23 protein-coding genes and 1 tRNA gene are annotated in these 24,113 nt (G+C 43.5%); 11 read left to right on the forward strand and 13 right to left on the reverse strand.

Annotated features, from left to right (window positions below; genetic code table 11):
- The first annotated feature begins 228 nt into the window (after positions 1 to 228).
- Positions 229 to 981: an MBL fold metallo-hydrolase gene (locus N2317_03370; protein MCX7816541.1), complete on the forward strand. Its 753-nt coding sequence runs from the start codon at positions 229 to 231 to the stop codon at positions 979 to 981.
- A 14-nt stretch (positions 982 to 995) separates the two neighbouring features.
- Here N2317_03370 and lspA read toward each other — a convergent pair whose 3' ends face one another.
- The 12 genes from lspA to N2317_03430 form a co-directional block, all read right to left on the reverse strand.
- Positions 996 to 1,490, reverse strand: a complete 495-nt coding sequence (gene lspA, locus N2317_03375; protein ID MCX7816542.1) for a signal peptidase II — start codon at positions 1,488 to 1,490, stop codon at positions 996 to 998.
- A gap of 7 nt (positions 1,491 to 1,497) precedes the next feature.
- Entirely contained in the window at positions 1,498 to 4,290 is a 2,793-nt protein-coding gene (gene ileS, locus N2317_03380; GenBank protein MCX7816543.1) for an isoleucine--tRNA ligase, read from the reverse strand.
- Positions 4,291 to 4,437: 147 nt separating this feature from the next.
- Positions 4,438 to 6,051: a chaperonin GroEL gene (groL, locus tag N2317_03385; GenBank protein ID MCX7816544.1), complete on the reverse strand. Its 1,614-nt coding sequence runs from the start codon at positions 6,049 to 6,051 to the stop codon at positions 4,438 to 4,440.
- Between the two features lie 30 nt (positions 6,052 to 6,081).
- A complete protein-coding gene (gene groES, locus N2317_03390; GenBank protein ID MCX7816545.1) occupies positions 6,082 to 6,375 on the reverse strand; it encodes a co-chaperone GroES in 294 nt (97 codons plus the stop codon).
- Between the two features lie 166 nt (positions 6,376 to 6,541).
- Complete coding sequence (locus N2317_03395) at positions 6,542 to 7,156, reverse strand: MBL fold metallo-hydrolase (GenBank protein ID MCX7816546.1); 615 nt, start codon at positions 7,154 to 7,156, stop codon at positions 6,542 to 6,544.
- Between the two features lie 29 nt (positions 7,157 to 7,185).
- Complete coding sequence (locus tag N2317_03400; GenBank protein MCX7816547.1) at positions 7,186 to 8,175, reverse strand: inorganic phosphate transporter; 990 nt, start codon at positions 8,173 to 8,175, stop codon at positions 7,186 to 7,188.
- A 50-nt stretch (positions 8,176 to 8,225) separates the two neighbouring features.
- Positions 8,226 to 8,846 carry a DUF47 family protein gene (locus tag N2317_03405; protein ID MCX7816548.1) on the reverse strand — a complete coding sequence of 207 codons (621 nt, stop codon included), beginning with the start codon at positions 8,844 to 8,846 and terminating at the stop codon, positions 8,226 to 8,228.
- A 103-nt stretch (positions 8,847 to 8,949) separates the two neighbouring features.
- Complete coding sequence (locus N2317_03410; protein ID MCX7816549.1) at positions 8,950 to 9,573, reverse strand: DUF47 family protein; 624 nt, start codon at positions 9,571 to 9,573, stop codon at positions 8,950 to 8,952.
- Positions 9,574 to 9,588: 15 nt separating this feature from the next.
- Positions 9,589 to 10,599: a polyprenyl synthetase family protein gene (locus tag N2317_03415; GenBank protein MCX7816550.1), complete on the reverse strand. Its 1,011-nt coding sequence runs from the start codon at positions 10,597 to 10,599 to the stop codon at positions 9,589 to 9,591.
- An 18-nt stretch (positions 10,600 to 10,617) separates the two neighbouring features.
- A complete protein-coding gene (rimO, locus tag N2317_03420) occupies positions 10,618 to 11,994 on the reverse strand; it encodes a 30S ribosomal protein S12 methylthiotransferase RimO (protein MCX7816551.1) in 1,377 nt (458 codons plus the stop codon).
- Between the two features lie 20 nt (positions 11,995 to 12,014).
- A complete protein-coding gene (locus N2317_03425) occupies positions 12,015 to 14,153 on the reverse strand; it encodes a DNA translocase FtsK (GenBank protein MCX7816552.1) in 2,139 nt (712 codons plus the stop codon).
- A complete protein-coding gene (locus N2317_03430; protein MCX7816553.1) occupies positions 14,146 to 14,880 on the reverse strand; it encodes a 1-acyl-sn-glycerol-3-phosphate acyltransferase in 735 nt (244 codons plus the stop codon). The genes N2317_03425 and N2317_03430 overlap by 8 nt, the downstream gene beginning before the upstream one ends.
- Before the next feature lie 148 nt (positions 14,881 to 15,028).
- On the opposite strand from N2317_03430, the gene N2317_03435 reads away from it, so the two are divergent.
- From N2317_03435 to N2317_03465, 7 genes are all read left to right on the forward strand, one after another.
- The gene (locus N2317_03435; protein MCX7816554.1) at positions 15,029 to 15,946 is read left to right on the forward strand and encodes a PfkB family carbohydrate kinase; all 918 of its coding nucleotides are present in this window, start codon (positions 15,029 to 15,031) and stop codon (positions 15,944 to 15,946) included.
- Between the two features lie 72 nt (positions 15,947 to 16,018).
- Complete coding sequence (locus N2317_03440) at positions 16,019 to 16,552, forward strand: DUF4416 family protein (GenBank protein MCX7816555.1); 534 nt, start codon at positions 16,019 to 16,021, stop codon at positions 16,550 to 16,552.
- The gene (locus tag N2317_03445) at positions 16,549 to 17,436 is read left to right on the forward strand and encodes a YicC family protein (GenBank protein ID MCX7816556.1); all 888 of its coding nucleotides are present in this window, start codon (positions 16,549 to 16,551) and stop codon (positions 17,434 to 17,436) included. The genes N2317_03440 and N2317_03445 overlap by 4 nt, the downstream gene beginning before the upstream one ends.
- A complete protein-coding gene (gmk, locus tag N2317_03450; protein ID MCX7816557.1) occupies positions 17,436 to 18,089 on the forward strand; it encodes a guanylate kinase in 654 nt (217 codons plus the stop codon). Before N2317_03445 ends, gmk begins: the two co-directional genes overlap by 1 nt.
- A complete protein-coding gene (gene rpoZ, locus N2317_03455; GenBank protein MCX7816558.1) occupies positions 18,070 to 18,345 on the forward strand; it encodes a DNA-directed RNA polymerase subunit omega in 276 nt (91 codons plus the stop codon). The genes gmk and rpoZ overlap by 20 nt, the downstream gene beginning before the upstream one ends.
- Positions 18,346 to 18,360: 15 nt before the next feature.
- Positions 18,361 to 19,107: a 23S rRNA (guanosine(2251)-2'-O)-methyltransferase RlmB gene (gene rlmB / locus N2317_03460; protein MCX7816559.1), complete on the forward strand. Its 747-nt coding sequence runs from the start codon at positions 18,361 to 18,363 to the stop codon at positions 19,105 to 19,107.
- Positions 19,108 to 19,109: 2 nt separating this feature from the next.
- Positions 19,110 to 20,321 (forward strand): type II secretion system F family protein, encoded by a 1,212-nt coding sequence (locus N2317_03465; protein MCX7816560.1) that lies wholly within the window; start codon positions 19,110 to 19,112, stop codon positions 20,319 to 20,321.
- 4 nt (positions 20,322 to 20,325) lie between these two features.
- On the opposite strand, the gene N2317_03470 is transcribed toward N2317_03465, so the two are convergent.
- Positions 20,326 to 20,402, reverse strand: a tRNA-Pro gene (locus N2317_03470).
- A gap of 60 nt (positions 20,403 to 20,462) precedes the next feature.
- On the opposite strand from N2317_03470, the gene N2317_03475 reads away from it, so the two are divergent.
- The 3 genes from N2317_03475 to amrB are packed head-to-tail and all read left to right on the forward strand — an operon-like array spanning position 20,463 to position 24,047.
- Entirely contained in the window at positions 20,463 to 20,879 is a 417-nt protein-coding gene (locus N2317_03475) for a DUF1178 family protein (protein MCX7816561.1), read from the forward strand.
- A 33-nt stretch (positions 20,880 to 20,912) separates the two neighbouring features.
- Positions 20,913 to 23,213 (forward strand): cysteine--tRNA ligase, encoded by a 2,301-nt coding sequence (cysS, locus tag N2317_03480; protein MCX7816562.1) that lies wholly within the window; start codon positions 20,913 to 20,915, stop codon positions 23,211 to 23,213.
- Between the two features lie 12 nt (positions 23,214 to 23,225).
- A complete protein-coding gene (gene amrB, locus N2317_03485) occupies positions 23,226 to 24,047 on the forward strand; it encodes an AmmeMemoRadiSam system protein B (GenBank protein ID MCX7816563.1) in 822 nt (273 codons plus the stop codon).
- Positions 24,048 to 24,113 lie beyond the last annotated feature (66 nt).

Below are 24,113 nucleotides of genomic sequence, written 5' to 3' on the forward strand. Positions count from 1 at the left end.
AAGTAAGGGGTTAGTCTTGAAGGAAAGGGTACGTACACAGAAAAGGAGAATGATGTGAGTGAATGAACAATTCCGCAGCGTTAAATGGACGATCTTTTCCTTCTCTTTGGTATTTGAGGTATGTTTTTTAGAGACGTGAATCAGGTAATACCCCAAAATTTGTATCTCCAGGTATCAAGTGACAGTGTGGATCTTTAGCTTTAAACATTACAACTGTCGGGAGAAGGCGTGAGGTTATTCTTCCTGGGCACAAATGGGTGGTACGATACAAAGACAGGTAATACCATATGTGTGTTGCTACGTACTGAACGATGGGATATTATTTTTGACGCGGGAAATGGCCTCGCAAAGATGGATAAGCTAAGAAGCGTTGATGATAAACGGCAGGCATTTATCTTACTGAGTCACTTTCACCTGGATCACATAGAGGGACTACACACCTTGGTTAAGATACCTTTCTACAGTGGGCTAACTATATGTGGACCAGAAGGAACAAAGAGCATTCTGGGAAAGTTGATCAATCAACCTTTCACTATTCCAATGACAGATCTCCCGTATCCTGTTTCCCTGATGGAGTTGCCCGCCGAGGAGAACGAATTACCATTTAACGTTATGGCTTTACCTCTTCGTCATGTATCTTTGACTTTAGGTTATAGAATTGAGGTAGAAGGGAAGGTAGTGACCTATTTACCAGATACCGGTTACTGTGAGAACGCATTAAGATTGGCAAATGATGCGGATATTCTCGTTTCGGAATGTGCATATCCTTCAGGGAAGGGAAATGAGGAATGGCCGCATCTCAATCCTGAAAGTGCCGCGAGGATTGCAAGAGAGGGAAATGTGAAAAAGCTCATACTTGTTCATTTTGACGCCTTTCAGTTTCCCACTTTGCGTGATCGCAAAAAGGCAGAAATGGCAGCCAAAAAGATATTCCCCAATACAGTGGCTGCCAAGGATGACTGGGAAACGATGTTTTCTTAGAATGTTTTCTCTCTTTACATAGGTCTTGGATTTCTCTCTTTACCCTTTACAAGGGATATAAAGAGAAGGAAGGCTCCGATGGAAATGGCGGAGTCAGCAACATTGAAAGCGGGCCAGTGGGCATTCCCTATGTGAAAGTCCATAAAATCTATAACTTCTCCAAATCTCACTCTGTCTATCATGTTTCCGAGGGCACCTGCGAGGATAAGGGAAAGGGATAACACAGTTAGCGTGTCGTTTGTTTGCTGGAGTTTGAGGTAGTAAAGTATGAGTAATATGGCTGCAATACTTACCCCTGTGAAGAAGGTGTAACGTAGGAAATGGGGAGCTTCTGCCAGAAAACCAAAAGCTGCCCCTGGATTCCGCACGTGAGTTATATTGAAGAAACCGGGAAGTACAGTTACTGTGTGGTTAAGATCAATGGAGATGTAGATGAGATATTTCGTTAGCTGATCGCAGATTAGAACCACGATTACAGTTAGCCATGTGATCCAGTATCTCTTAATCATTTGGCGGTTAAGGTAAGTTTTCTTTGCACTTCTTGCATATTAACGGATAAGCAGGGTCTGATCCTACATCTTCGCTATAAATCCAGCATCTTTCACATTTGTTTCCTTTTGCTTTTGTCACTTTTATTTTAAAGTCTTTGATCTCCGAACTTTCGTGGAAGTCCCCATTGATTTCATCTGCTATATATAGCTGCGATACGATGAGCAACGCCCTTAGATCCTCAATTTTGTCCTTGAGGAAAGCTTTTATGTCTTCCGGGAGACAAAGATACACTGCTGCTGCCAGTGGGTGACCGATGATTTTGTTTTTTCGAGCAACCTCTAGAGCTTTTGCAACTTCACTTTTTATTTTCAGCATTTTTTTCCAGTTTTCCGCCAGAGTCGGGTTAATGAACTTCTCATCAACCTCTGGGAATTGGGTTAGATGCACACTTTCAGGTTTTCCTTCGTAGTTGGGCAGGGCTTGAAACACCTCCTCGGCGGTAAAGGTCATAATAGGAGCTAGAAGCCGGCAAATGGTATCAAGAATGATGAACATTGTAGTCTGTGCGGATTTTCGTCTCGGAGAATTCGCTTTATAGGTGTACAGTCGATCCTTAGAAACATCGAGGTACAGAGAGCTCAAGTCCACTGTGCAGAAGTTGTGAAGTGTGTAGTGAACGATGTGGAATTGGTATCTATCGTAGGCATCCCGGACCCTTTTTATGATTTCTTGTAGGCGATGAAGCACCCACCTGTCTAATTCCTCCAACTGGTCGTACGGAACAGCATCCTTTTGAGGGTCAAAGTCGTAGAGATTACCGAGGATGTACCTGCAGGTGTTTCGAATACGACGGTAAGCCTCTACAAGACGGTCAAGGATTTCCTTGGAGATTCGGATATCACTTGTGTAATCCTCCGCTGCGACCCACAATCTTAGTATCTCGGCTCCATATTCGTTAATGATTTCCTGTGGTTCAATAACGTTGCCCACTGACTTGGACATTTTTCTTCCTTCACCGTCGACAACAAACCCGTGGGTTAGAACCGTTCTGTATGGTGGTCTGTTTCTCGTAGCTACACATTCAAGAAGTGATGAGTGGAACCAACCTCTATGTTGATCGCTTCCTTCCAGGTACATATCAGCTGGTGAACGATGATCTGGTGTGGTTTCCAGTACAGCGGCATGGCTTACACCGGAATCGAACCAAACATCGAGAATGTTTGTTTCTTTGCGGAAGTTTTTCCCTTTCTTGCAAACAGGGCATACTGTGTCTGGGGGTAGGAGATCTTCAACCTTCCATTCAAACCACACATCGGCTCCGTATCTCCTTATCAGTGAAACGACGTGATCCAGTATTTCTTGGGTCAAAAAATCGCTGTTACAATTATCACAGTAAAATATGGATATGGGCACTCCCCACACACGCTGACGTGAGATACACCAGTCTGGACGGTTCTCTATCATGGAGTATATCCGATCTCTTCCCCAAGATGGTATCCATTCTACTTTATTTATTGCTTCTAGTGCTTTTTTCCTTAAATCATTTTTTTCCATAGAGATGAACCACTGCTCTGTGGAACGAAATATTATGGGTTGTTTGCAACGCCAGCAGTGTGGATAGGAGTGTTCTATGTCAACTAGAGCAAGGAGATTACCTACTTCTTCTAATTTTTTGTTTACTGCATCGTTGGCGTCAAATACGAATTGACCTGCGAAAAAAGGTACGTCGGGTGTAAAACAACCATCCTCATTCACGGGAGCATAGTTGTCGAGGCCATACTTCATGCCGATCTCATAGTCTTCTTGACCATGACCAGGAGCGATGTGTACACACCCCGTTCCCGCATCAAGGGTCACAAAAGGAGCGAGGATTAGAAGACTTTCTCTCTCCAAAAAAGGATGTTTTGCTTTAAGTCCCTCGAGAACTGAACCTGGAAATTCATCAAGTATTTCGTAGGATATTCCTCTATAACCAAAGGCATCGAGACAATAGTCTATCAGTTCTTTTGCGAGCACAAGTACTTCCCCTTCAGTTTTTACGGCAGCGTATGTAAAAGACTCATGTACCGCGATGGCTAAATTCGCAGGTAGGGTCCAGGGGGTAGTGGTCCATATGACAATACTTACTCGCTCACCTGCAAGGTTTGGTCTTATGGCCCCGATATCTGATATTAATGGAAATTTTACGTAGATGGATGGTGTTTTGTGATCACCGTATTCGACTTCTGCTTCTGCAAGAGCAGTTTTGCAGTGGGCACACCAGTAAACCGGTTTTTTCCCTCTGTAAACCCCACCACTAAGGTAGATTTTACCAAATTCGGCCACTGTTATAGCTTCATAGTCAAAACTCATTGTGAGATAAGGATTTTCCCAGTCTCCAAAACATCCCAACCTCTTGAATTCATCCCTCTGGATGTTTACAAACCGTTCTGCATAGGCCCTGCATAGCTGTCTCTTTTCAGCCTGTGAAATACGATTTTTTTCGCCACCAATTTCTTTATCTACCTGATGTTCAATTGGAAGTCCGTGACAGTCCCAGCCTGGTACGAAGAGACTGTTGAAACCTGACATGTTTTTTGCTTTTATTACGATGTCCTTCAGTATTTTGTTCAGAGCGGTACCGAGATGTATATGGCCATTTGCGTAAGGAGGGCCATCGTGGAGTATATATATCTCTCGACCTCTCGATGCTTCTCTTATGCGTTTGTATATGTTGATCTTGTCCCACCACGCGATCATCTCTGGTTCTCTCACGGTAAGATTAGCCTTCATGGAGAAGGATGTTTTGGGCAAATTTAAAGTGTCTCTGTAATCCATAATTACTTCTCCTAGAGAGAGATGAATAATGATAGGGAATCTTGCTCGAGTTTTCTATAATGAAGAGAGAAAAATGTAAATCTTTTTTTTGAAAATAAAAACCCCCAGATTTCTCCTGGGGGTTTTTATTTTGGGTTTTAGTTACTTTCAAAATCCTGAGGGCATGCCGGGCATTTGTTGTTTTTCCTCTGGTTTTTCAGCGATCATGCACTGCGTAGTGAGCATGAGAGATGCAACTGAGGCAGCGTTCTGAAGGGCAAATCGTGCAACCTTAGTCGGGTCTATAACTCCGGCGGAGATAAGGTCTTCGAATTCCTCCTTCTGGGCGTTGAATCCGTAGGCACCCTTTTTGGCTTTAACTTTCTCTACCACTACTGATCCTTCCCATCCAGCATTAGCTGCGATCATACGCAAAGGCTCCTCTAGAGCTTTTTTAACTATGTTGACACCAACCTGCTGATCTCCCTCCAACTTTAATTTTTCCAAAGCGGGAAGGGCTCGTAGGTAAGCTACTCCACCACCCGGAACAATTCCCTCTTCCACGGCTGCCCGTGTAGCATTGAGTGCATCTTCTACGCGAGCTTTCTTCTCTTTCATTTCTGTTTCTGTGGCGGCACCTACCTTAATGACGGCGACACCGCCCACGAGTTTGGCGAGCCTCTCCTGCAGCTTCTCCCGATCGTAATCAGAGGTAGTCTCTTCTATCTGAGTTCTGATCTGTTTTACCCGCGCTTCTATATTTTCCCGTCTGCCAGCACCGTCCACTATTGTGGTATTTTCTTTATCTATTATTATTTTTTTGGCTTGTCCGAGGTCTTCGAGCCGTATGTTCTCTAGTTTTATGCCCATGTCCTCTGCGATCATTTTCCCTCCGGTGAGAATGGCAATGTCCTCTAACATTGCTTTGCGCCTGTCACCGAAACCAGGAGCTTTTACTGCAGCTACCCTAAGGGTTCCCCGCAGTTTGTTGACAACCAACGTCGCCAATGCTTCACCCTCAACATCTTCTGCAATGATTAGCAATGGTCTTCCGCTCCGCGCTACTTGTTCAAGGATCGGCAAGAGGTCTTTCATACTGCTTATTTTTTTCTCATGGGCAAGTATGTAAGCATCTTCAAGTTCTACGGTCATCTTGTCTGTGTTGGTCACAAAGTAGGGTGAGAGATAGCCTCTGTCGAACTGCATTCCTTCCACTATCTCCAACTCTGTTTCCAGACCTTTTGCTTCTTCCACTGTTATCACTCCTTCTTTCCCCACTTTGCTCATGGCCTCAGCAATTATATTTCCTATAGCTTCGTCATTATTGGCAGAGATGGTTCCAACCTGGGCGATCTCCTTCTGGTCTTTTGTTGGTTTGCTTAACTTTTTCAGCTCCTCAACAACTACTTCGACGGCTTTATCAATACCCCTTTTGATATCCATGGGATTGCTGCCTGCTGCTACGGCTTTAACACCCTCCCTGTAGATGGCCTGGGCAAGAATTGTTGCAGTTGTTGTTCCATCACCAGCCACATCGGAGGTTTTACTAGCTACCTCCCTCACCATCTGGGCACCCATGTTTTCGAATTTGTCTTCCAGTTCTATCTCTCGGGCCACAGTAACGCCATCTTTTGTGACCACAGGTGAACCAAAGGTTTTATCCAGAATGACGTTTCTCCCTTTAGGTCCTAAAGTTACCTTTACGGCATCAGCGAGAGCGTTTACTCCGTTTAGTATTGCTTTTCTTGCCTCTTCATCATATTTTAATATTTTCGCTGCCATAGGTCTGATCCTCCTTACGTGTCACAGAGTTTATTTATCTTCGATAATACCGAGAATCTCGTCTTCTCGCATGATGAGGTACTCTTTCCCTTCTATTTTTACCTCCATTCCCGCGTATTTGCTGAACAACACCCTGTCTCCCTCTTTGACATCAGGTATTACCAGCTTCCCCTCATCGGTGTATCGACCTTTTCCTACGGCGATAACTTTTCCCTCCATTGGTTTTTCCCTGGCTGTATCTGGGATAATGATACCTCCAGCCGTTTTTTCTTCTTCTTCGACTCGTTCCACCACAACCCTGTCCTGTAAAGGTCTGATTTTCATATAACCCACTCCTTTCTGATTTTTTTGAGTTTTTTACACGTAAAGGCAAAAAGAATGCATTCTTTACTATCGGCGCATAACATATGCACGAAATCAACTATGTCAAGGTCGAGCAGGAATTTTAAATGCCCGTCTGCGCATTGAGGTGTTGATGTGTAACGGTGCTCTACTCCCGGATGATATGCTTTACTTCCACGGGTACATTTGCCAGTTCACGAAAACGTTCTGCATCTTTGAGTTCACCCACAATGTCCCCACAGTGAATGGGTATAGCTACTTCTGGTTGTAGTATCTCAGCCGCTTTGGCGGCTTCTTCCGCTGTCATTGTATAAGTTCCCCCAACTGGTAGGATGGAAATGTCAGCTTTTATATCCTTCATTTCGGGAATGATATCAGTGTCACCGGCATAGTAGATACGTTTACCTTCCGTGGAAATTATATAACCAAGCCACTTGTTTGCTTTTGGGTGATACGGCTTTTGGGGGTTATATGCCGGAACTGCTTCTACTTCTATGCCCAAAATTGAGATTTTGTCACCTGGTTTAACAGTAATGATTTCGCCTTTTAATTGTTTTGCACAATCAGAGGGAGCTACAATAACAGTGTCTGGTTTTCTTAGTTTGTCTATGTCAGCGGGTGAAAAATGGTCATAATGAGAGTGTGTTATAAGGATAATATCAGCTTTCGGTTTTCCACTGACTTTCCATGGATCAATGTAGATCACCTTTTCTCCCTCTATTCTTATACTTCCGTGACCTAGCCAAAAAATTTTTTCCTTCATATTGCTCCTCCTTTTGTATTTAATTGAACTTATAGCTGAATAGAGGATATAATTGCAAAAATAACCGCCGCAATAGTTGCAGAAAGTGGTATGGTAAGAATCCAGGCCCACAGGAGTTTCCCCGCTACACCCCATCTCACAGCGGTGAGCCTTTTTGTTGCACCTACTCCCATAATGGCTCCCGCTATAGTGTGGGTTGTGCTCACGGGTATACCACCTATGGAGGCTCCTATTATGGAAAATGCCGCTGCTGTTTCTGCGCAGAAACCACCTATGGGCTGCAGTTTTGTGATCTTTGTGCCCATCGTCTTTACTATCCGCCACCCTCCGAACATTGTGCCGAGTGCGATGGTAGTGTAACATATAAACTCCACCCAGTAAGGTATGTGGAATACTGGTCCTATCAAACCTTCACTGAACAGAACGGCTGCAATAACTCCCATTGTTTTCTGGGCATCATTCATACCATGTCCTAGGCTATATATGGCAGCTGAAACGAGTTGTAACTTACGGAACCTTTTTGTGGACTGAGCTATATTGGAATTACGGCTGAGGTTAAGGGTTATTACCATCAGAGTGAACCCCAGAATGAGCCCTATGAGAGGTGAGATAAAGATGAAGGAAAAAGTTTTTAAAAAACCACTCCACACTAGGACGTCTATACCCGATTTCATTACCCCAGCCCCGATTAGTCCTCCTATGAGAGCGTGGGAGGAACTACTTGGTAAGCCATAAGCCCAAGTTATTAAGTTCCAGATTATAGCACCAGCTAGTGCTGAGAATATGATGTTGTTGTCTATTATTTCAGGACGTATGATACCTGTGCCAATTGTTTTAGCAACTGGGGTTCCAGCTATTGCGATTGCTGCGAAATTGAAGAAGGCGGCCCATATAACGGCATAGCGTGGTGATAGTACCCGAGTGGACACTATTGTTGATATAGAATTAGCTGCATCATGAAACCCGTTTATGAAATCGAAGATCAGCGCAACAATTATTAGGATGATTAAATAACTCATAGGAGGCGCATAGGAAATGTTAAGGAGAGTCGGTTCTGCTCGACGGTAGTTTAAGCATTTTTCAGTACGATTCCTTCCACAATGTTCGATACGTCTTCGCAGACATCCAGTGCTTCCTCAAAGCGTTCAAAGATTTCCTTCCACTTAATTACTTCGAATGGATCGGTTTCTCGTTCGAACAATTTGGCCATTGTGCTTCGCAGTATAGAATCTCCAGCATTTTCAATAGTGTTTATCTCTATACAGTTCTTCAGGATGGAGGGGGCATTTTTCATGTCTCTCAAATCTCGAACTATGGTTTTCACTAAACGGGTTGCTTCTGTTAATAATTTTGCCTGTTCTATTAGTTCCTCTGCGGGTTTTTTAACTTTATATAGGGACATTCGCACTGCCGAGGCCTCTGTCATGTCAAGAATACTGTCCATTTTGTTTACCAGCGCGTATATGTCCTCACGATCAATGGGAGTAAGGAAGGTTTTGTGCATCTTTTCGTATGTACGGTGTGTTATTATGTCTGCCTCATGCTCAATTTCTTTAAGTTTTACAAGACGTGGTTCGAACGTATCGTAATTGTAAAGCATATCGAGGAATAACCGTGCACCTTCGTCAATCTTATCCGCCAATTCCTCAAATAGATCGTAAAACTTTTCGTCTTTAGGAATGAGTCTCATTTAATACCCCTATCTTCAATAGTGAATCATCTAATAAATATAGGTTCAAAAAGCAATAAGTTTTGAATAAAAGATGGCCTTGAGAGTTTCTGACTGTTATGGACTACCCATACTTAAGTATAATACCTTCCAATATGTTTGATACGTCTTCACAAATATCTGTAGCTTCTTCAACATTTTCCAAGATGTCCTTCCACTTTAGCAGTTCCAGTGGGTCATTCATGGTTTCAAAAAGTACGGCTATCTCCTGGTGAAGTATTTGGTCGGCTTGATTTTCCTGGGAATTGATTTCCACACACAATTCCAGGATTCTAGAAGCTTGTGTTTTGCGCTTTCTCATAGCGTAAATCGCTTCTCGGATTAGACTTACTGAACTGAAAAGAATAGACGCCAAACTTAAAAGTCCCGGTGAGGTTTGCCTTATTCGGTAGATGTCCATTTTAATCATCGCTGACTCTATTCGATCAGCTATGTTGTCCATTTCGTTGGCCAGTGTGTATATATCTTCTCTATCTAGTGGGGTCATAAAACTTGTGTGAAGATCCTGGTATATGTTGTGGGTAATCATGTCCACTTCGTGTTCCAGTTCTGTTATGCGACTCAAAGAAGTGGAAAAGTGAGCGCTGTTGTTAAGTGTATCTAGGAGCAATTTTGCACATTCGATGAGCTTGTCTGCTAGTATCTCAAATTTATCGGAAAATTGGTGCTTTTTAGGTATGAAAATCAAAAATTTACCTCTTTTTTATTTTCTGCGTTCCAAGACAAAATCGGCAAGGACAAACATAGCCTCTCGGAATTCGCTGTTTGGGAAAGCCCCAAGGGCTTTTTTGCCAGCTTGTACAAATTCCGAAGCGCGGCATACAGCGTAGCTTATTCCTCCGTATTTGTTTACTAAAGTAGCAATCTCTTTCAGTTCCTCTTTGAGGTTCCTACGTTCCTGAATTACCTTTTTTATAAACGACTTTTCTTTAGGCTGACAGCGACCTAGGGTTACAATTAGGGGCAATGTAACCTTTCCCTCTTCTATGTCTTTTCCCAGGGATTTACCCCATTCCTTATCTTCGGCTATGTAATCCAATGTGTCGTCTATGATCTGAAAAGCGCATCCTATATTGGTGCCAAAATCTCTTAAAGCTGATATTTTGATCTCGTTTTCCCCGTTCAGCATAGCTCCAATTGTACATGTGGCACCCATCAGATGGGCTGTTTTCTTTTCGATGATGTTTAAGTATTCCGCTTCTGTCAGATGTATATTTCCCAGCTTCGCCAGTTGTAATACTTCCCCTTCTGCCATTGAGTTTGTGATTTCTGCGAGCAGGTTAAGTATCGCCATGTTTCCGTGTTTTGTTGCCAATTGAAAAGCTTTTGAATATAGATAGTCCCCCACGAGCACACTTGCTGCGTTACCCCATATGAAGTTTACCGATGTTTTTCCGCGACGGGTGTCCGCACCATCAACGACATCGTCATGGAGTAGTGTGGCTGTGTGAATAAATTCCACGACGGCAGAGAGGGGGTAGATCCGTTCATCACAGCAGCCACATAACCTTGCCGCAGCGAGTAGTAAAAGGGGACGAAATCGTTTTCCCCCACTGCCAATAATGTAGTGTCCAATTTCTGGGATTAGGGCTACATCGGAGTTCAGTGATTTAATCAACCACGATTCCACAATGTTAAGATCGAGCTGAAGGCTGTCGAGAACGTCTTGGAAGTTCATGCTAATCCGTATAGCGTTAAACTCCGTAAATGTCAAATTGTGTATCCGGGATGGTCAACGATTTTCCACTTCGCCGAATAGGTCGTATGTGTCGCTTCTAACAATCCTGCACGTTACTATATCTCCAGGTGAAAGGTTTTCTCCTTTCACGTACGTAACCCCGTCAATCTCTGGAGCCTGACGTCGACACCGGCCAAGATAAGGAAATTCAGGAATATCACTTTTCCCATCGATTATCACCTCCTGTTTTGTCCCGATAAGCCTGTTGTTTATCTCTGTAGAAATGATGGCTTGTTCTTCCATGATTTTTTGCCACCTACGCTTTTTCGTTTTATCTGGCACGGTGGATTTCATAAGTGATGCCGGTGTTCCCTCTTCTGGAGAATAGATAAACGCTCCAAGATGGTCGAATTGTACTTCCCTTATGAACCTTAAAAGCCTCTGGAAGTGGTTTCTCATTTCTCCTGGAAAACCAACTATTAAGGAAGTTCTGAGTGCCACATCAGGTATTAGCGTTCTGGTTTTGTCCACGATTTCTCTTATCTCTTTAACACTGCCTTTTCTATTCATTGCCTTAAGGATTGTGTCATCTGCGTGCTGCACAGGCATATCGAGATATGGACACAACTTGTCCATTTGGACTATGCTTTTTAGAAGATCATCTGAGATCTTTGTAGGATATGTGTAGAGCAAGCGGATCCACCGTATGCCTCGAATGCTGTTGAGTTTTTCCAGCAGGTCGATCAATCGCGATGTTCCCCAAATGTCTGTCCCATAGGCTGTGGTGTCTTGTGCTACGATGATCAGCTCTTTAACACCCATTGACACGAGATTCTGAGCTTCCTTTGTTATATCTTCGGGGTGTCTGCTTCGGAGAGGTCCTCTAATATCAGGTATTACGCAATAGGAGCACCGATTGGAACACCCATCCGCTATTTTTAGATATGCTATGTGGGCTGGTGTGAAGAGTTTTCTCTTAAAATGGCATGTCATAAGGAATTTTGGGGAACCAATGATGATTTTTGGTACCTCGTTTTTTCCTTTCATCAGCAGATTCACAAAAAGTGGAATGGCTGGCCATTCAGAGGTGCCTATGAATAGATCCACCTCTGGTAATGCATCAGCAAGGTCATATTTGTACCGTTGGGGGAGGCATCCAGTGACAATAAGCAAGCGACATCTTCCTTCCTTTTTTTTCTTTAGCAGTGCGGCCTTCAATATTTCTTCAATTGACTCTTCTTTCGCCGGGACTATGAAAGCACAGGTATTTATAATTACAATTTCCGCTTCCTTCATATTTGAAGTTTGTTGGAACTTGCTCTTTTCCAGTTCTGCAGCCATTACTTCTGAATCAACGAGATTTTTTGGACAGCCAAGGCTGATGATGTGAAACTTAATCGCTCTGTTCGGTTTTATTGCTTTGGGGAGCATGATTTACTGGTCTGGTTTCCTCAATGGGAATGACCGGGTTTTTTCTGTACTAAAACCTTTCGGGGCTTCACTCCATCGGATGGACCAACAATACCTTCAGCTTCCATCCGTTCAATTATCCTAGCCGCTCTGTTGTAACCTATTTTCAGATACCGTTGAATAAGGGAAATGGAGGCCTGTCCTAGCTCACAGACGAGGGACACCGCGGCATCGTATTTCTCGTCGTACTCCTCGGTTTTTGGGGCAGCTTTTTCCTCTTCCCACAAGATGATGGTTTCATCGTATGTAGGTTTTGCCTGGTTCTTCACGAAATCCACTACTTTCAAGATTTCACTATCTGAAACGTATGGTCCGTGTATGCGCATAAGTTTTGATGTACCGGGCGGCATGAACAACATGTCACCATCACCGAGGAGTGTTTCAGCTCCCAGTTGATCCAGAATGGTCCGTGAATCCACCTTTGAGGAGACCTGAAAGGATATCCTGGTGGGGAAGTTCGCCTTAATTACACCTGTTATCACGTCAACAGAAGGNCTTTGGGTGGCAATTATCAGATGGATTCCTGAGGCCCTGGCCATCTGTGAAATGCGTGCCAATGACTCCTCCACATTGCGCTGGGCCACCAACATTAGATCAGCAAGTTCGTCGATGAAAATTACGATATAGGGTAACGGATTTGGTGCAGAGGAACTTTTTTCAATTGTTTCATTATAATTATTTATGCTTTTCACCCCCAGTTCTCCCATTATACGATAACGTCTCTCCATTTCCTCAACAGCCCATCTGAGTACATTGGCGGCTTTCTTAGGGTCTAATACGACAGGATGGAGGAGGTGAGGTATACCTTCATACAAGGAAAACTCTAATCTTTTGGGATCAATGAGTATGAGTTTCACCTCGTTGGGAGATGCTTTAAAGAGTATACTCAAGAGCATGGCATTGAGGAATACACTTTTCCCCGAACCAGTTGTTCCCGCAATGAGTAGATGGGGCATACGGGTCAAATCGGCTATCACAGGGTTACCCACAATGTCTACGCCAAGGGCTATGGGAATTTTATAGGTTGTGTTGTGGAATGTTTCAGTATCCAGCGTGGTTTTCAATTTGACCTGTTCTCTTTCCGGATTTGGTATCTCAATACCGATGGCTGATTTTCCCGGTAGTGGTACAATCATTCGAATTGAGGTTGCTTTTAGGGCTAAGGCGAGATCATCGGATAGAGAGGTTATTCGGTTGATTTTCACTCCCGGAGCAGGTTCGAGTTCATACATCGTGATAACTGGTCCAGGATGTATCTCCACTACCTTTCCTAGTACGCCAAAATCAGCAAGCTTGCGCTCCAGTATCCTGGCATTGGCGAGAAGTGCCTCTCTTCTCATGCGTATTTCCCTTTTCCCTGGATCGTCAAGAAGTGTCAATGGTGGAAGTGTATATGCTGTTTCGTTTTCCTCTAAGGTTTTGTGAACCTCAATCTCTGCTTTTAACGTGTCTGGTTCTGCGATTCTTACCGGTGAGGCATCACCAAAGTTGAGTTCGGGCTTTTCTGGAAAAGTGGCAACATACACCGAAGTACTTTCCGAAATTTCTTCTTTTGTTTTGGTTAGAGTCTTCAATTTCACGTATGCATTCTTGAGGAAGTGTATGAGAGAGAAATCAAGCACAGAGAGAATACACAGTATAAGAAATACCACAGATATTAGAGCACAACCAACTGTGTTGAGATATGTTTTAAGGAAGTTCTTGACCAAATAACCAAACCATCCTCCAGTACGGATTTTCGTACCGTAGATACTTACGTATTCAGTTATTTGAGCGGTAAATGTAGAAAGAGCAATTATTAGACCGGCATAACAGAAAACAGCGGTCGGATTTATCGAGTATTTCTGCTTTGCGAAATAACGGTACGCAACTATAAAGGACCCTACGGGTAAAAGTAGAGAACTTATGCCGAAAAGCCGGATAAGTGTATCGGCAGTGTAGGAACCAAATGTGCCTATTAGGTTGTGGACTTTCTCAGGTTCTGCAACGAAATTTGTAAAAGATGGATCATGTGGGTTGTAAGATCCTAGGGAGAGTAGAAGAACAAGACCCACGGTTGAAAATATCAGCCCTTTTATCTCTTGAGGATTTCTGAACACCTTACTATCTTTTTCAGCCATCAGAATCGTTTTTATAGCCGGTGTTAAAGTTCTGAATAATGATATTCCTTACTTGTTCGATGAGCTCGTACCGCGTTTCTAAGGTGTAGGATGATACGTCAACGGGCTTATCTATTATTAGCTTTATTGTACCCGGTTTGACCGTAAGGGACCGTTTTTTCATAAGCTCTGCCGCACCAATTATAGTTATTGGCACAATGGGAACGCCCGATTGGATGGCAAGATAGAACATTCCCTGTTTGAAGGGTTTAATTGTTCCGTCTGCGCTGCGCGTTCCTTCTGGGAAACTCATGACAGACTTACCTTCTTTTATCTTCATTGCTGCCTCATTGAGGCTCTTCAGTGCTTCTTGTCTATTTTCTCTGTCAATGGGTATGTACCCAGCTTTTTTCATTGCTCTGCCGAATACAGGGATACGAAAGAGTTCTTTTTTGGCAATCCATCTAAATTGTCCCGGTACGTGAGCTAAGGTTATGAGTACATCGAGGTCACTTTGGTGATTGGCCATGAAGATCTGTGGTTTATCTGGAATTACATTTTCTTTTCCTTTAACATCCACTTTGATGTTTGCGATGCGGAGTAGAATTCTTGCCCATATCCTTGCTATTTTATGTATGGAGTTCTCCCCTGCCCCGATTAGGGCAAAGATCAGAGCATAAACTGAGAAAAATGCTGTTACAGCGACTGATGTGGTTACTATCAAAGCAGATCTAGCTTTTATTCCCATTTCGACCTTAAGCTTGTATATTGGTTGATTTTAGATTCTATTTACGCTAAAAATTACGGTTTATCAACGATAAAAGAGATTGTCGTTTTCTGAAAAATGTGAGTTGAATTTTTATGGTTTTATTCATCTACGGCTTTGGGATGTTCTTATGAGAGGTTATACAGTGCCACGGTCACGGGCAATTGGTCTTGTAGATAGATTTACCTGTGCGTCCGTTTTTGTTGTGGGAGATCTGATGGTTGATCACTTCATTTGGGGTAAGGTTACCAGAATTTCACCGGAAGCTCCGGTCCCTGTGGTTGAGGTGGAGTCGGATAGGCTGCTTCTCGGAGGTGGTGCCAACGTGATGAATAACATTTATGCCCTTGGTGGGCAGGTCTATGGCGCAGGTGTTGTAGGTGATGATGAAATGGGCCGGTATATTATAAATGAACTTAGGATGAGAAATGTCGATACGAATGGTGTTGTTATCGAACCGAACAGAAAAACTACCATAAAGACAAGAATTATTGCACATAACCAGCAGGTAGTCAGGTTTGACAGAGAGAGTCGCAAACCCATTGATGTACAGAGTGAGGAGCACATATTGGGAGTGTTGGAAACGCTTAGAGACAGAATTGGTGCTATTGTTGTTTCTGATTATGGAAAAGGAGTTGTAACAGAAACGCTTATGAAGGGTATCAGAGAATTGGTAAAGGGTAGTGGTATTGTCGTATGTGTTGACCCGAAGAAGAATAATTATAGTATTTATCGTGGGGCGGATGTGGTTACGCCGAATAATCATGAAGCTGAGCGGGTAGTGGGTTATGAGATCCGTGATCGAAGCACTCTTTTGCGAGCAGGAAATGAGATTCTAACCACCTATGATCTAAGGGCGGTTCTTATCACGCGTGGTGAAGAGGGTATGAGTTTGTTTGAGAAAGGAAGTGATACGATTCACACAGAGTTTCCTGCCAATGCCCGTGAGGTATTTGATGTAACTGGAGCCGGGGATACAGCGATAGGTGTTTTTGCTCCTTGCTTTGGCGGCAGGGGCCAGTTTCAAGGAGGCTGCGTTCCTGGCTAATAGAGCAGCGGGTGTAGCTGTTGGTAAGATTGGAACTGCAACGGTTAGTCCCCGGGAGTTAAAGAGAGTTCTGTGAGTGTTCTTAAGATATCTCCACCTGTGAAGCTTATCGTTAGTTTACTATCCAGGAATGTTGGTTTAATTGGAAAGTGTATTGGTATTCTAGCAGAGGAGTATGGAAGACCGGATTTCATAAGTGAGTTATTTGATTTTAATTACACGGATTACTACGAAGAGGAAATGGGGAAGGAATTGAAGAGAAGGTTTGTGTCTTTTGAATCGCTAATAATGCCCGATGTTTTACCAGAGGTGAAACGGAGGATGAACGAACTGGAAGACAGATGGAGGGTTGGGGAAAAGAGGCAGATAAATATAGACCCGGGGTATATCTCAGAAGGACATTTAATTCTGGCTACGGGAAAACCATATGCCCACCGGCCTTACATTGGCAAAGGAGTGTGGGCAGATTTAACTCTCATATTCCAGCACGGTGAATTTCGGGGATTGCCCTGGACATACCCGGATTATGCTTCATCGACTGTACGGCGGATGCTGGGGGGTATAAGGAGGAAGTATTTAGAGCAGTTGAGGTGGTTGAGGTCATGATTGCCAGTATGACTGGTTACGGTAGGGCAGAAGGAGTGGTGAGAGGTAAGAGAATTATTGTAGAGTTAAAATCACTTAATCATAGATTTCTAGAAATAGTGTTACGCCTTCCGCCTTCTCTTTCTTATTGGGAATATGAAATAAGGAAGAAACTTGCAGGCGCATTTTCCCGAGGTCGCATCGAGGTGACCGTTTGGATGGATAATTTAAGTGATGGAGGGGATTTAGAGACCCTCCCTTCTGTGAATATCCAGCTTGCACGTCGGTACTTGGAACTTTTGAAATTGCTTAAAACGGAGCTAAGTCTCGGAGGCGAAGTCGATGTTTCTCTCATCGCTCTTTTTAAAGATATTTTTGTTACCCCGGGTCACATGTGCTCGAGTATGTTCGAATGGAACGATCTGGAAGGGATTTTTCAGAGTGCCATATGTGCACTTAAGGAAATGCGTATTAGGGAAGGGGAATCATTGAAGGAAGACCTCATAGGTCGTGTAAATCAGGTAAGCGAGTATTTGGATTTCATAGAAGAACGTTCACCTTGGGTTGTTCGGGAGTACCGTGAAAGGTTAATAGATCGCATAAGGGAACTTCTTGATGCAAAAGACGTTGATGAAAATAGAATCTATCAGGAAGTTGCCTTTTTTGCCGAGAGATGTGATGTTACAGAAGAAATTGTCCGTCTTCGAAGTCACATAGATCAATTCCACAAATTGCTTGCAGATGGTGGGGTCATTGGTAGAAAGATAGACTTTTTACTACAGGAAATGAACAGGGAAATTAATACTGTTGGTTCTAAAAGCAATGATATAACGATAACTAAGTACGTGATTGATGTTAAGAACGAGATTGCAAAGATAAGGGAGCAAGCGCAGAATATTGAGTGATGGAAGGTAAAAGCAGTTTGTATATAGTTGTATCGGCACCCTCGGGGACAGGGAAAACGACAATGTGTTCAGAACTTTTGAAATCATGTCCGAACCTTGTGTTTTCCGTTTCCTACACCACCAGGCCAAAAAGACCGGGGGAAATTGAAGGTAGAGACTACCACTTTGTGTCCAAAGAGGAATTCTTGGCAAAGTTGGAAAGGGGTGATTTTTTGGAGTGGGCAGAGAATTTTGGATACCTTTATGGCACGGATGAAGTAGCTATTAAGGAAGCTCTGCTTCAAGGTAAGGATGTTCTTGTTGACGTGGATCACCGAGGTGCTAAGATTTTGAAGGAACGGTTACCTGGGGGTGTTTTTGTTTTTATTTTGCCACCCAGTTTTGAGGAGCTTTACAAAAGGTTGGCCCGTCGGGGTTGTGAAGCAAGGGAGACTTTGGAATCACGTTTTGCTAGGGCAAGGGATGAGATAAAGGAGGTTTTCTGGTATGATTATATTATAGTTAATGATGATTTGAGCGAGGCAGTGAGGAAACTGCGGGCTATTTATTTAGCCGAGAAGTGCCGCAGGGATCGTATGATGCGATTTGTTGAGGAACTTTGGGAAAATGAGTTCATTAATAATGGGAGGTTCTATGGCAAGAATAACAATTGAAGATGCTTTAGAGAAAGCCAAAAATCGGTTTGCCCTTGTGCATCTTACGACAAATCGGGCAAGGCAACTACTGAAGGGGGCAAAACCATTGGTTGATCCTAGGAACAACAAGGAAATAGTGGTGGCTCTGAGAGAAATTGCAGCAGGTAAGGTAACCTATGCTCGTCCTGAGTATCTTGTGGATGCCAAGGTTAACTACAGACACATTGAAGAAGATTATACAGAGTTTATAGGAGAGTATGACGAGTTGGAATGAGCGTTTGCTTAAAAGATGGATGAGTGGAAAATTGTGTATGGGAGGAACCCCGTAAGGGAATTGCTCATTGCTGCTCCCGAAAGGGTTTCTAAACTGATGGTTGCTTCGGGATCGAGATGGTCGTCCCTTGATGAGGTTTTAAATATTGCATTGCAAAATGGAATAAATGTTGAGTACAGTGAAAGACGCAATTTGGACAGGTTATCCCAAGGAGGTTCCCATCAGGGAATAGTTGCCTTCGTAAAAGGTTTTAAGCAGTTTTCTCTGCATGATGTGATAAGAGAGATTCACCCGAGGTTGAAGGGTAAGGTAGTAGTTGCTTTGGATGGTGTAACCGATCCCCAAAATCTGGGAGCAATTGTTAGGACGGCGCATTGCTTTGGTGTGAATGGGATTTTGATCCCAAGGCATCGTTCTGTTTCTGTAACCCCAGTGGTGGTTAAGACCTCTGCTGGTGCGATTAATTACACACCAGTTATTACAGTGACCAATCTGGCCAGTGCGATTGATTTTTTGAAGAAAGAAGGTTTCTGGGTTTACGGGGCAGAGGCAGATGCACCGTGGGAAATTGATGCGTTGCGATTTGATGGAGACGTGGCCCTTGTAGTGGGGGGGGAAGAGAAAGGGATACGGCCTCTCATCAGGGAAAAATGTGATTTTCTTTTTGCAATACCCATGGTAGGGAAAATAAATTCTTTAAACGTTTCAGTTGCGACTGGGGTTGCCCTTTATACAATTTTTTCCAAATTGAGGAAGAGTTAAGTATGCCTGTGTTTGTGTGGGAGGCGACAAATAGAAAGGGAGAGATAAAAAGAGGCGAACTTGAAGGTCCCGATGAAGCGGCGGTCAGGAATCTTCTCAGGCGCCAGGGGTTTCGGTCTATAGAGGTAAAGGCTAAGCCGAAAGATATTTCTGAGTATATTCCTTTTTTAAAACCGAAGGTCAAGGAAAAGGAAATTGTTGTTTTCGCGAGGATTTTTTCTACAATGATAAACGCCGGACTTCCTCTTATACAGTGTTTGGATCTACTTGCGCAGCAGGAGAAAAACAGGACGTTTAAGCAGGTGATCCTCACAGTGAAGGCGGATATTGAAGGCGGGATGACTTTATGTGAAGCCCTGAAAAAACATCCCAAGGTTTTCGATGAGCTTTTTGTGAATCTGGTAGCAGCTGGTGAAAGTGGTGGTATATTAGATGTGATTCTCCAGCGTCTCTCTAATTATATGGAAAAGGCTCTTAAACTGAAAAGCAAGGTAAAAGGAGCAATGACATACCCCATCAGTGTGCTTGTGATCTCTTTGGGTGTTGTGGCACTACTTCTTCTTAAGGTGATTCCTGTTTTTCAAAAGATGTTTGAGGGTATGGGTGGAGAGTTACCCGCACCAACGCAGTTTCTTGTTAACGCTAGTGCATTTACCCAGAAATACTTCCTTGTGATGGTCGGAATTGTGGTGGCGTGTAGTTATGCATTTAAACGCTTCCGATCCACCGAAAAAGGTAGGTTATTGATCGATAGTATGTTACTGAAGGCCCCCGTATTTGGTCCACTTCTAGGTAAGGTAGCAGTGGCAAAGTTCTCCAGAACTATGTCAACAATGCTGTCCAGCGGGGTTCCCATTCTGGAAGGTCTTAGCATTGTGAGCAAAACAGCAGGCAATGTGGTTGTAGAAAAGGCACTTATGGAAACAAGAAAGAGAATTTCCGAGGGGAAGAGCATTGCGGAACCATTAGCAGAAACTGGAATCTTTCCACCCATGGTGATTCAGATGATCTCTGTAGGAGAGGCTACAGGTGCTCTGGATACAATGTTGGCAAAGATCGCTGATTTTTACGACGATGAGGTGGATGCTGCTGTAGAGGCGATGACGTCTCTACTCGAACCGTTGATGATGGTTTTTCTTGGGGGTGTCGTTGGAGGCATGATAATTGCTATGTACCTGCCCATTTTCAAGATGGCCTCTGTTGTTGGGGGTTAAAAAATGGTCGGGATGGCGCGATTCGAACGCGCGACCCCTGCGTCCCGAACGCAGTGCCCTACCAGACTGGGCCACATCCCGATGTATTTAACATATAAAAAATGATTCTCGTTGTCCACATTTTTTTGACGGTGTAGGGAGATGATAATATACGATCTCAGTTGTGAAAAAGGTCACAAATTTGAGGGGTGGTTTCAAAGCAGAGTGGCTTTCGAAGACCAGAAAGAAAAGAAGCTTATTTTGTGTCCTGTGTGTGGAAGTTCTGAAGTACAGGTGCTGCCTTCTGCCTTGAGGGTAATCAGCGGAGATAGAGGAAGGGATGGGAGACAAGATACAGTAGAGATTACGCCTCTGGGTTTTTTAAAGATGATCCAGGATTATGTGGTGGAGAATTTCGAGGATGTGGGAGAAAGATTCGCTGAGGTAGCATTGAAGATACACAGAGGTGAGGAAGTGAGGAGAAATATTAGGGGTACAACAACACCGGAGGAAGAAGAACTCCTCCGGGAGGAGGAAGTTCCCTTTTTGAAAATACCTATAATCAAGTTCCATAGCTAAGACAGATCTGCAGGAGCTAGCCTTTTGCCAGTAATGTTAGGGAGTATACTGGAAACTATTGGAAATACCCCTCTTGTGGAAATCCGCAGGTTGAATCCTAATCCCCGGGTTAGGATCTTTGCGAAGCTTGAGTATTTTAACCCTGGGGGATCTATAAAGGATAGGCCAGCGTACGCGATGATCAAGGGTGCCGAGGAGAGAGGGGAATTGACAAGAGGGAAAATAATTCTGGAAGCCACAAGTGGGAATACAGGTATAGGATTGGCCCTTGTAGCGGCAGCTAAGGGTTACCGTCTGTGTTTGGTGATGTCTGAGGCGGTGAGTGAGGAGCGAAAGAAGATACTGAAGGCTATGGGTGCGGAGCTCATATTTACTCCTGCCGCGCTGGGTACAGATGGTGCGATAGAGTACGTTTACAACATGTTAAGAGAGAATCCCGATCGCTATTTCTGCCCTGATCAGTTCAACAATCCCGATAATGTGTTAGCCCATTACCATGGGACAGCGGAGGAGATTTGGCGTCAGACAGGTGGTAAAGTTTCTATGGTTGTTGTGGGTTTAGGAACAACGGGCACAGCCATGGGGGTTTCTAAGAAGTTAAAGGAGTATAATCCCTCTATTCGTATTGTGGGAGTGGAACCGTATTTACAGCACAAGATTCAGGGATTGAAGAATATGAAGGAGTCTTATAGGCCGGGCATTTTCGAGAAAGACCGCTTGGATGAGAAGGTGAATGTTCTTGATGATGATGCTTTTGAGATGGCAAGAAAACTAGCACGGGAAGAGGGTCTATTTGTTGGTATGAGTTCTGGTGCTGCGATGTACGTGGCTGTAGAAAAGGCAAAAGAACTGAGTGACGGATTGATAGTGGTTATATGCCCAGATGGGGGAGAACGGTATCTCAGTACTGAGTTGTTTACAGACAAACAGGAAACCACCATTAAGTTGTACAACAGCCTAACAAGATCCAAAGAGTATTTTAGACCACTCAAACCGGATGTAGTACTTATACATACGTGTGGGCCAACGGTTCATGAGATTCCCCATATAGGTAGTCTTAGGCGATTTGTAGTGTCTGATTTATTGAGGCGGTATCTGGAAGTTAAAGGTTACCGGGTGAGGAATTTAACAAATGTGGTGGATCTTGCTGATCGTTCCATTCAAGGAGCAGAACAGAGGGGAATGGATCTCAATTCTTATTCTAACTGGGGCACACAAATCTTTTTGGAGTCTCTCAGAAAATTACAGGTATTAACCGATGGCGAATATCCAAGATCTCTCGAAAATGTTGAGCGAATGGTAAAGATAGTTGAGAGGTTGATAGATAGAGGTTACGCCTATGAGAAATTGAGGTCTGTTTACTTTGATGTATCTAAGCTTGATGGTTATGGATGTTTGTCTCACGTGGATTTGAAGAGAGTCGATTACGGTCGTACTGTGGATCTTGACGACTATGAGAAGGACAGTCCTGGTGATTTCACGCTTTTTAAAAGGGCGACCCTTAATGAGTTAAAGAAGGGATACTACTTCGCTACCCCTTGGGGGAATGTAAGACCCAGCTGGCACTTACAGTGTGCAGCTTTAGGACTTACATGTCTGGGCGAGGAATACGATATTCATGCCAGTGGTACTGATGTTCTTTTCCCTCATTGTGAGAATGTTTTGGCGATCGGCAAAGGATTGACGGGTAAACGCATGGCACGATATTGGTTATTAACCGAACTTGTCATGGTCGGAGGAAAAAAGATGTCCCGTTCTGCAGGTAATGCCGTTACCATAGATGATCTTGAAAAGTATGGATACAAAGGCAGGGAAATCAGGTTTTTTTTGATAGGCGCTCATTACAGAAAACCCCTAAACTTCTCCTTTGGAGCTCTGGATACGGCAAAAAATACTGTGCGTAGATTAGATTCTTTTATACAGCGTTTGATCCGGCACAAAGGGGGTGATGAGGACCCAGAAGTGGAACAATACATATACGATGTGCGTCAGAGTTTTTTTGCAGCATTGGATGACGATCTTAATGTTGCCATGGCGTTTGCAGCACTTTTTGATTTTGTTAGGAAAGTAAGTAAACTTATGGCGCAGAATCGATTGGGTCAGCGCGCCCGTGATCGCGTACTTGATGTGATGATGCTTCTTGATAGAGTTCTTGGAATCATGAATTTTAAAGAAGTTATGATAAGTGATGAGGCAAGAAGACTTATCGAAGAACGAGAGTCATTGCGGAAGGCTGGTAATTGGAAAGAAGCGGATGAGATTCGAGAGAGATTGAGAAGTATGGGAATTGAGTTAGCGGATACCCCAGAAGGAACATTATGGTGGTTGGGTTAAAGGGGTTTCACAATGATAAGAAAGGCTATTTATGCCGGTACGTGGTATCCAGGAAACGAGGAAAGGCTAAGGATAAGCATAGAGAAATACCTTGCGGCCGTTCCGTTGCAGAAATTGCCAGGGATAACTAAAGGCATTTTGGTACCTCATGCGGGATATACCTATTCGGGACAGGTAGCGGCGTACGGTTACGCTGTGGTCAGGTATTTCTCGTATGACGCCATTATAGTCATTGCACCGAGCCATTATGCTTTTTTTCATAATGTCTCAGTTTTTACCAATGGAGCTTACGAGACACCCTTGGGACTTCTCCCCGTTGATGAGGAATTGGCGGAGAGATTAATTGTTGAAGGAAAGTGCTGTGTTTCTCTGCCTGAGATTCATGAAAGAGAACATGCGATTGAGGTTCAGGTTCCATTTCTACAGCTTGTGTTTAAGGGTACTCCCTTTGTGCCTCTGATTATGGGTGATCAATCGGAAGAGCTGTGTAAGGAGCTTGCCGAGACAATATACAGGGCAATTTCCGTTTCAGGAAAAAAAGTACTGATCGTTGCTAGTTCTGATCTATCGCATTTTTACGGTTACGATAGGGCGGTTAAGATGGACGGAGCACTGCTCAAGTATATTTCAGAAATGGATGATAAGGGTTTATTGGAGGCGCTCGCAAGAGGTACGGTAGAGGCATGTGGTGGTGGACCTATTGCGACACTGATTAAAGTGTGCAAATTTTGTGGTTCAAAAAAGGCAAGCATTTTAAAATATGCCAATTCTGGAGATGTAACGGGTGATAGAGGGGAAGTAGTTGGTTATGCAGCGGCAGCTTTCTATGTGTGACGAAGCAATTTTGAAAATTTTCTTGACATATTGAAAATAAAAAAATAGTATTTTAGTTTCATAATA

The sequence above is a fragment of the Syntrophales bacterium genome (genome assembly GCA_026417625.1).
Classification (GTDB): Bacteria; Desulfobacterota; Syntrophia; order Syntrophales; family UBA8958; genus JAOACW01.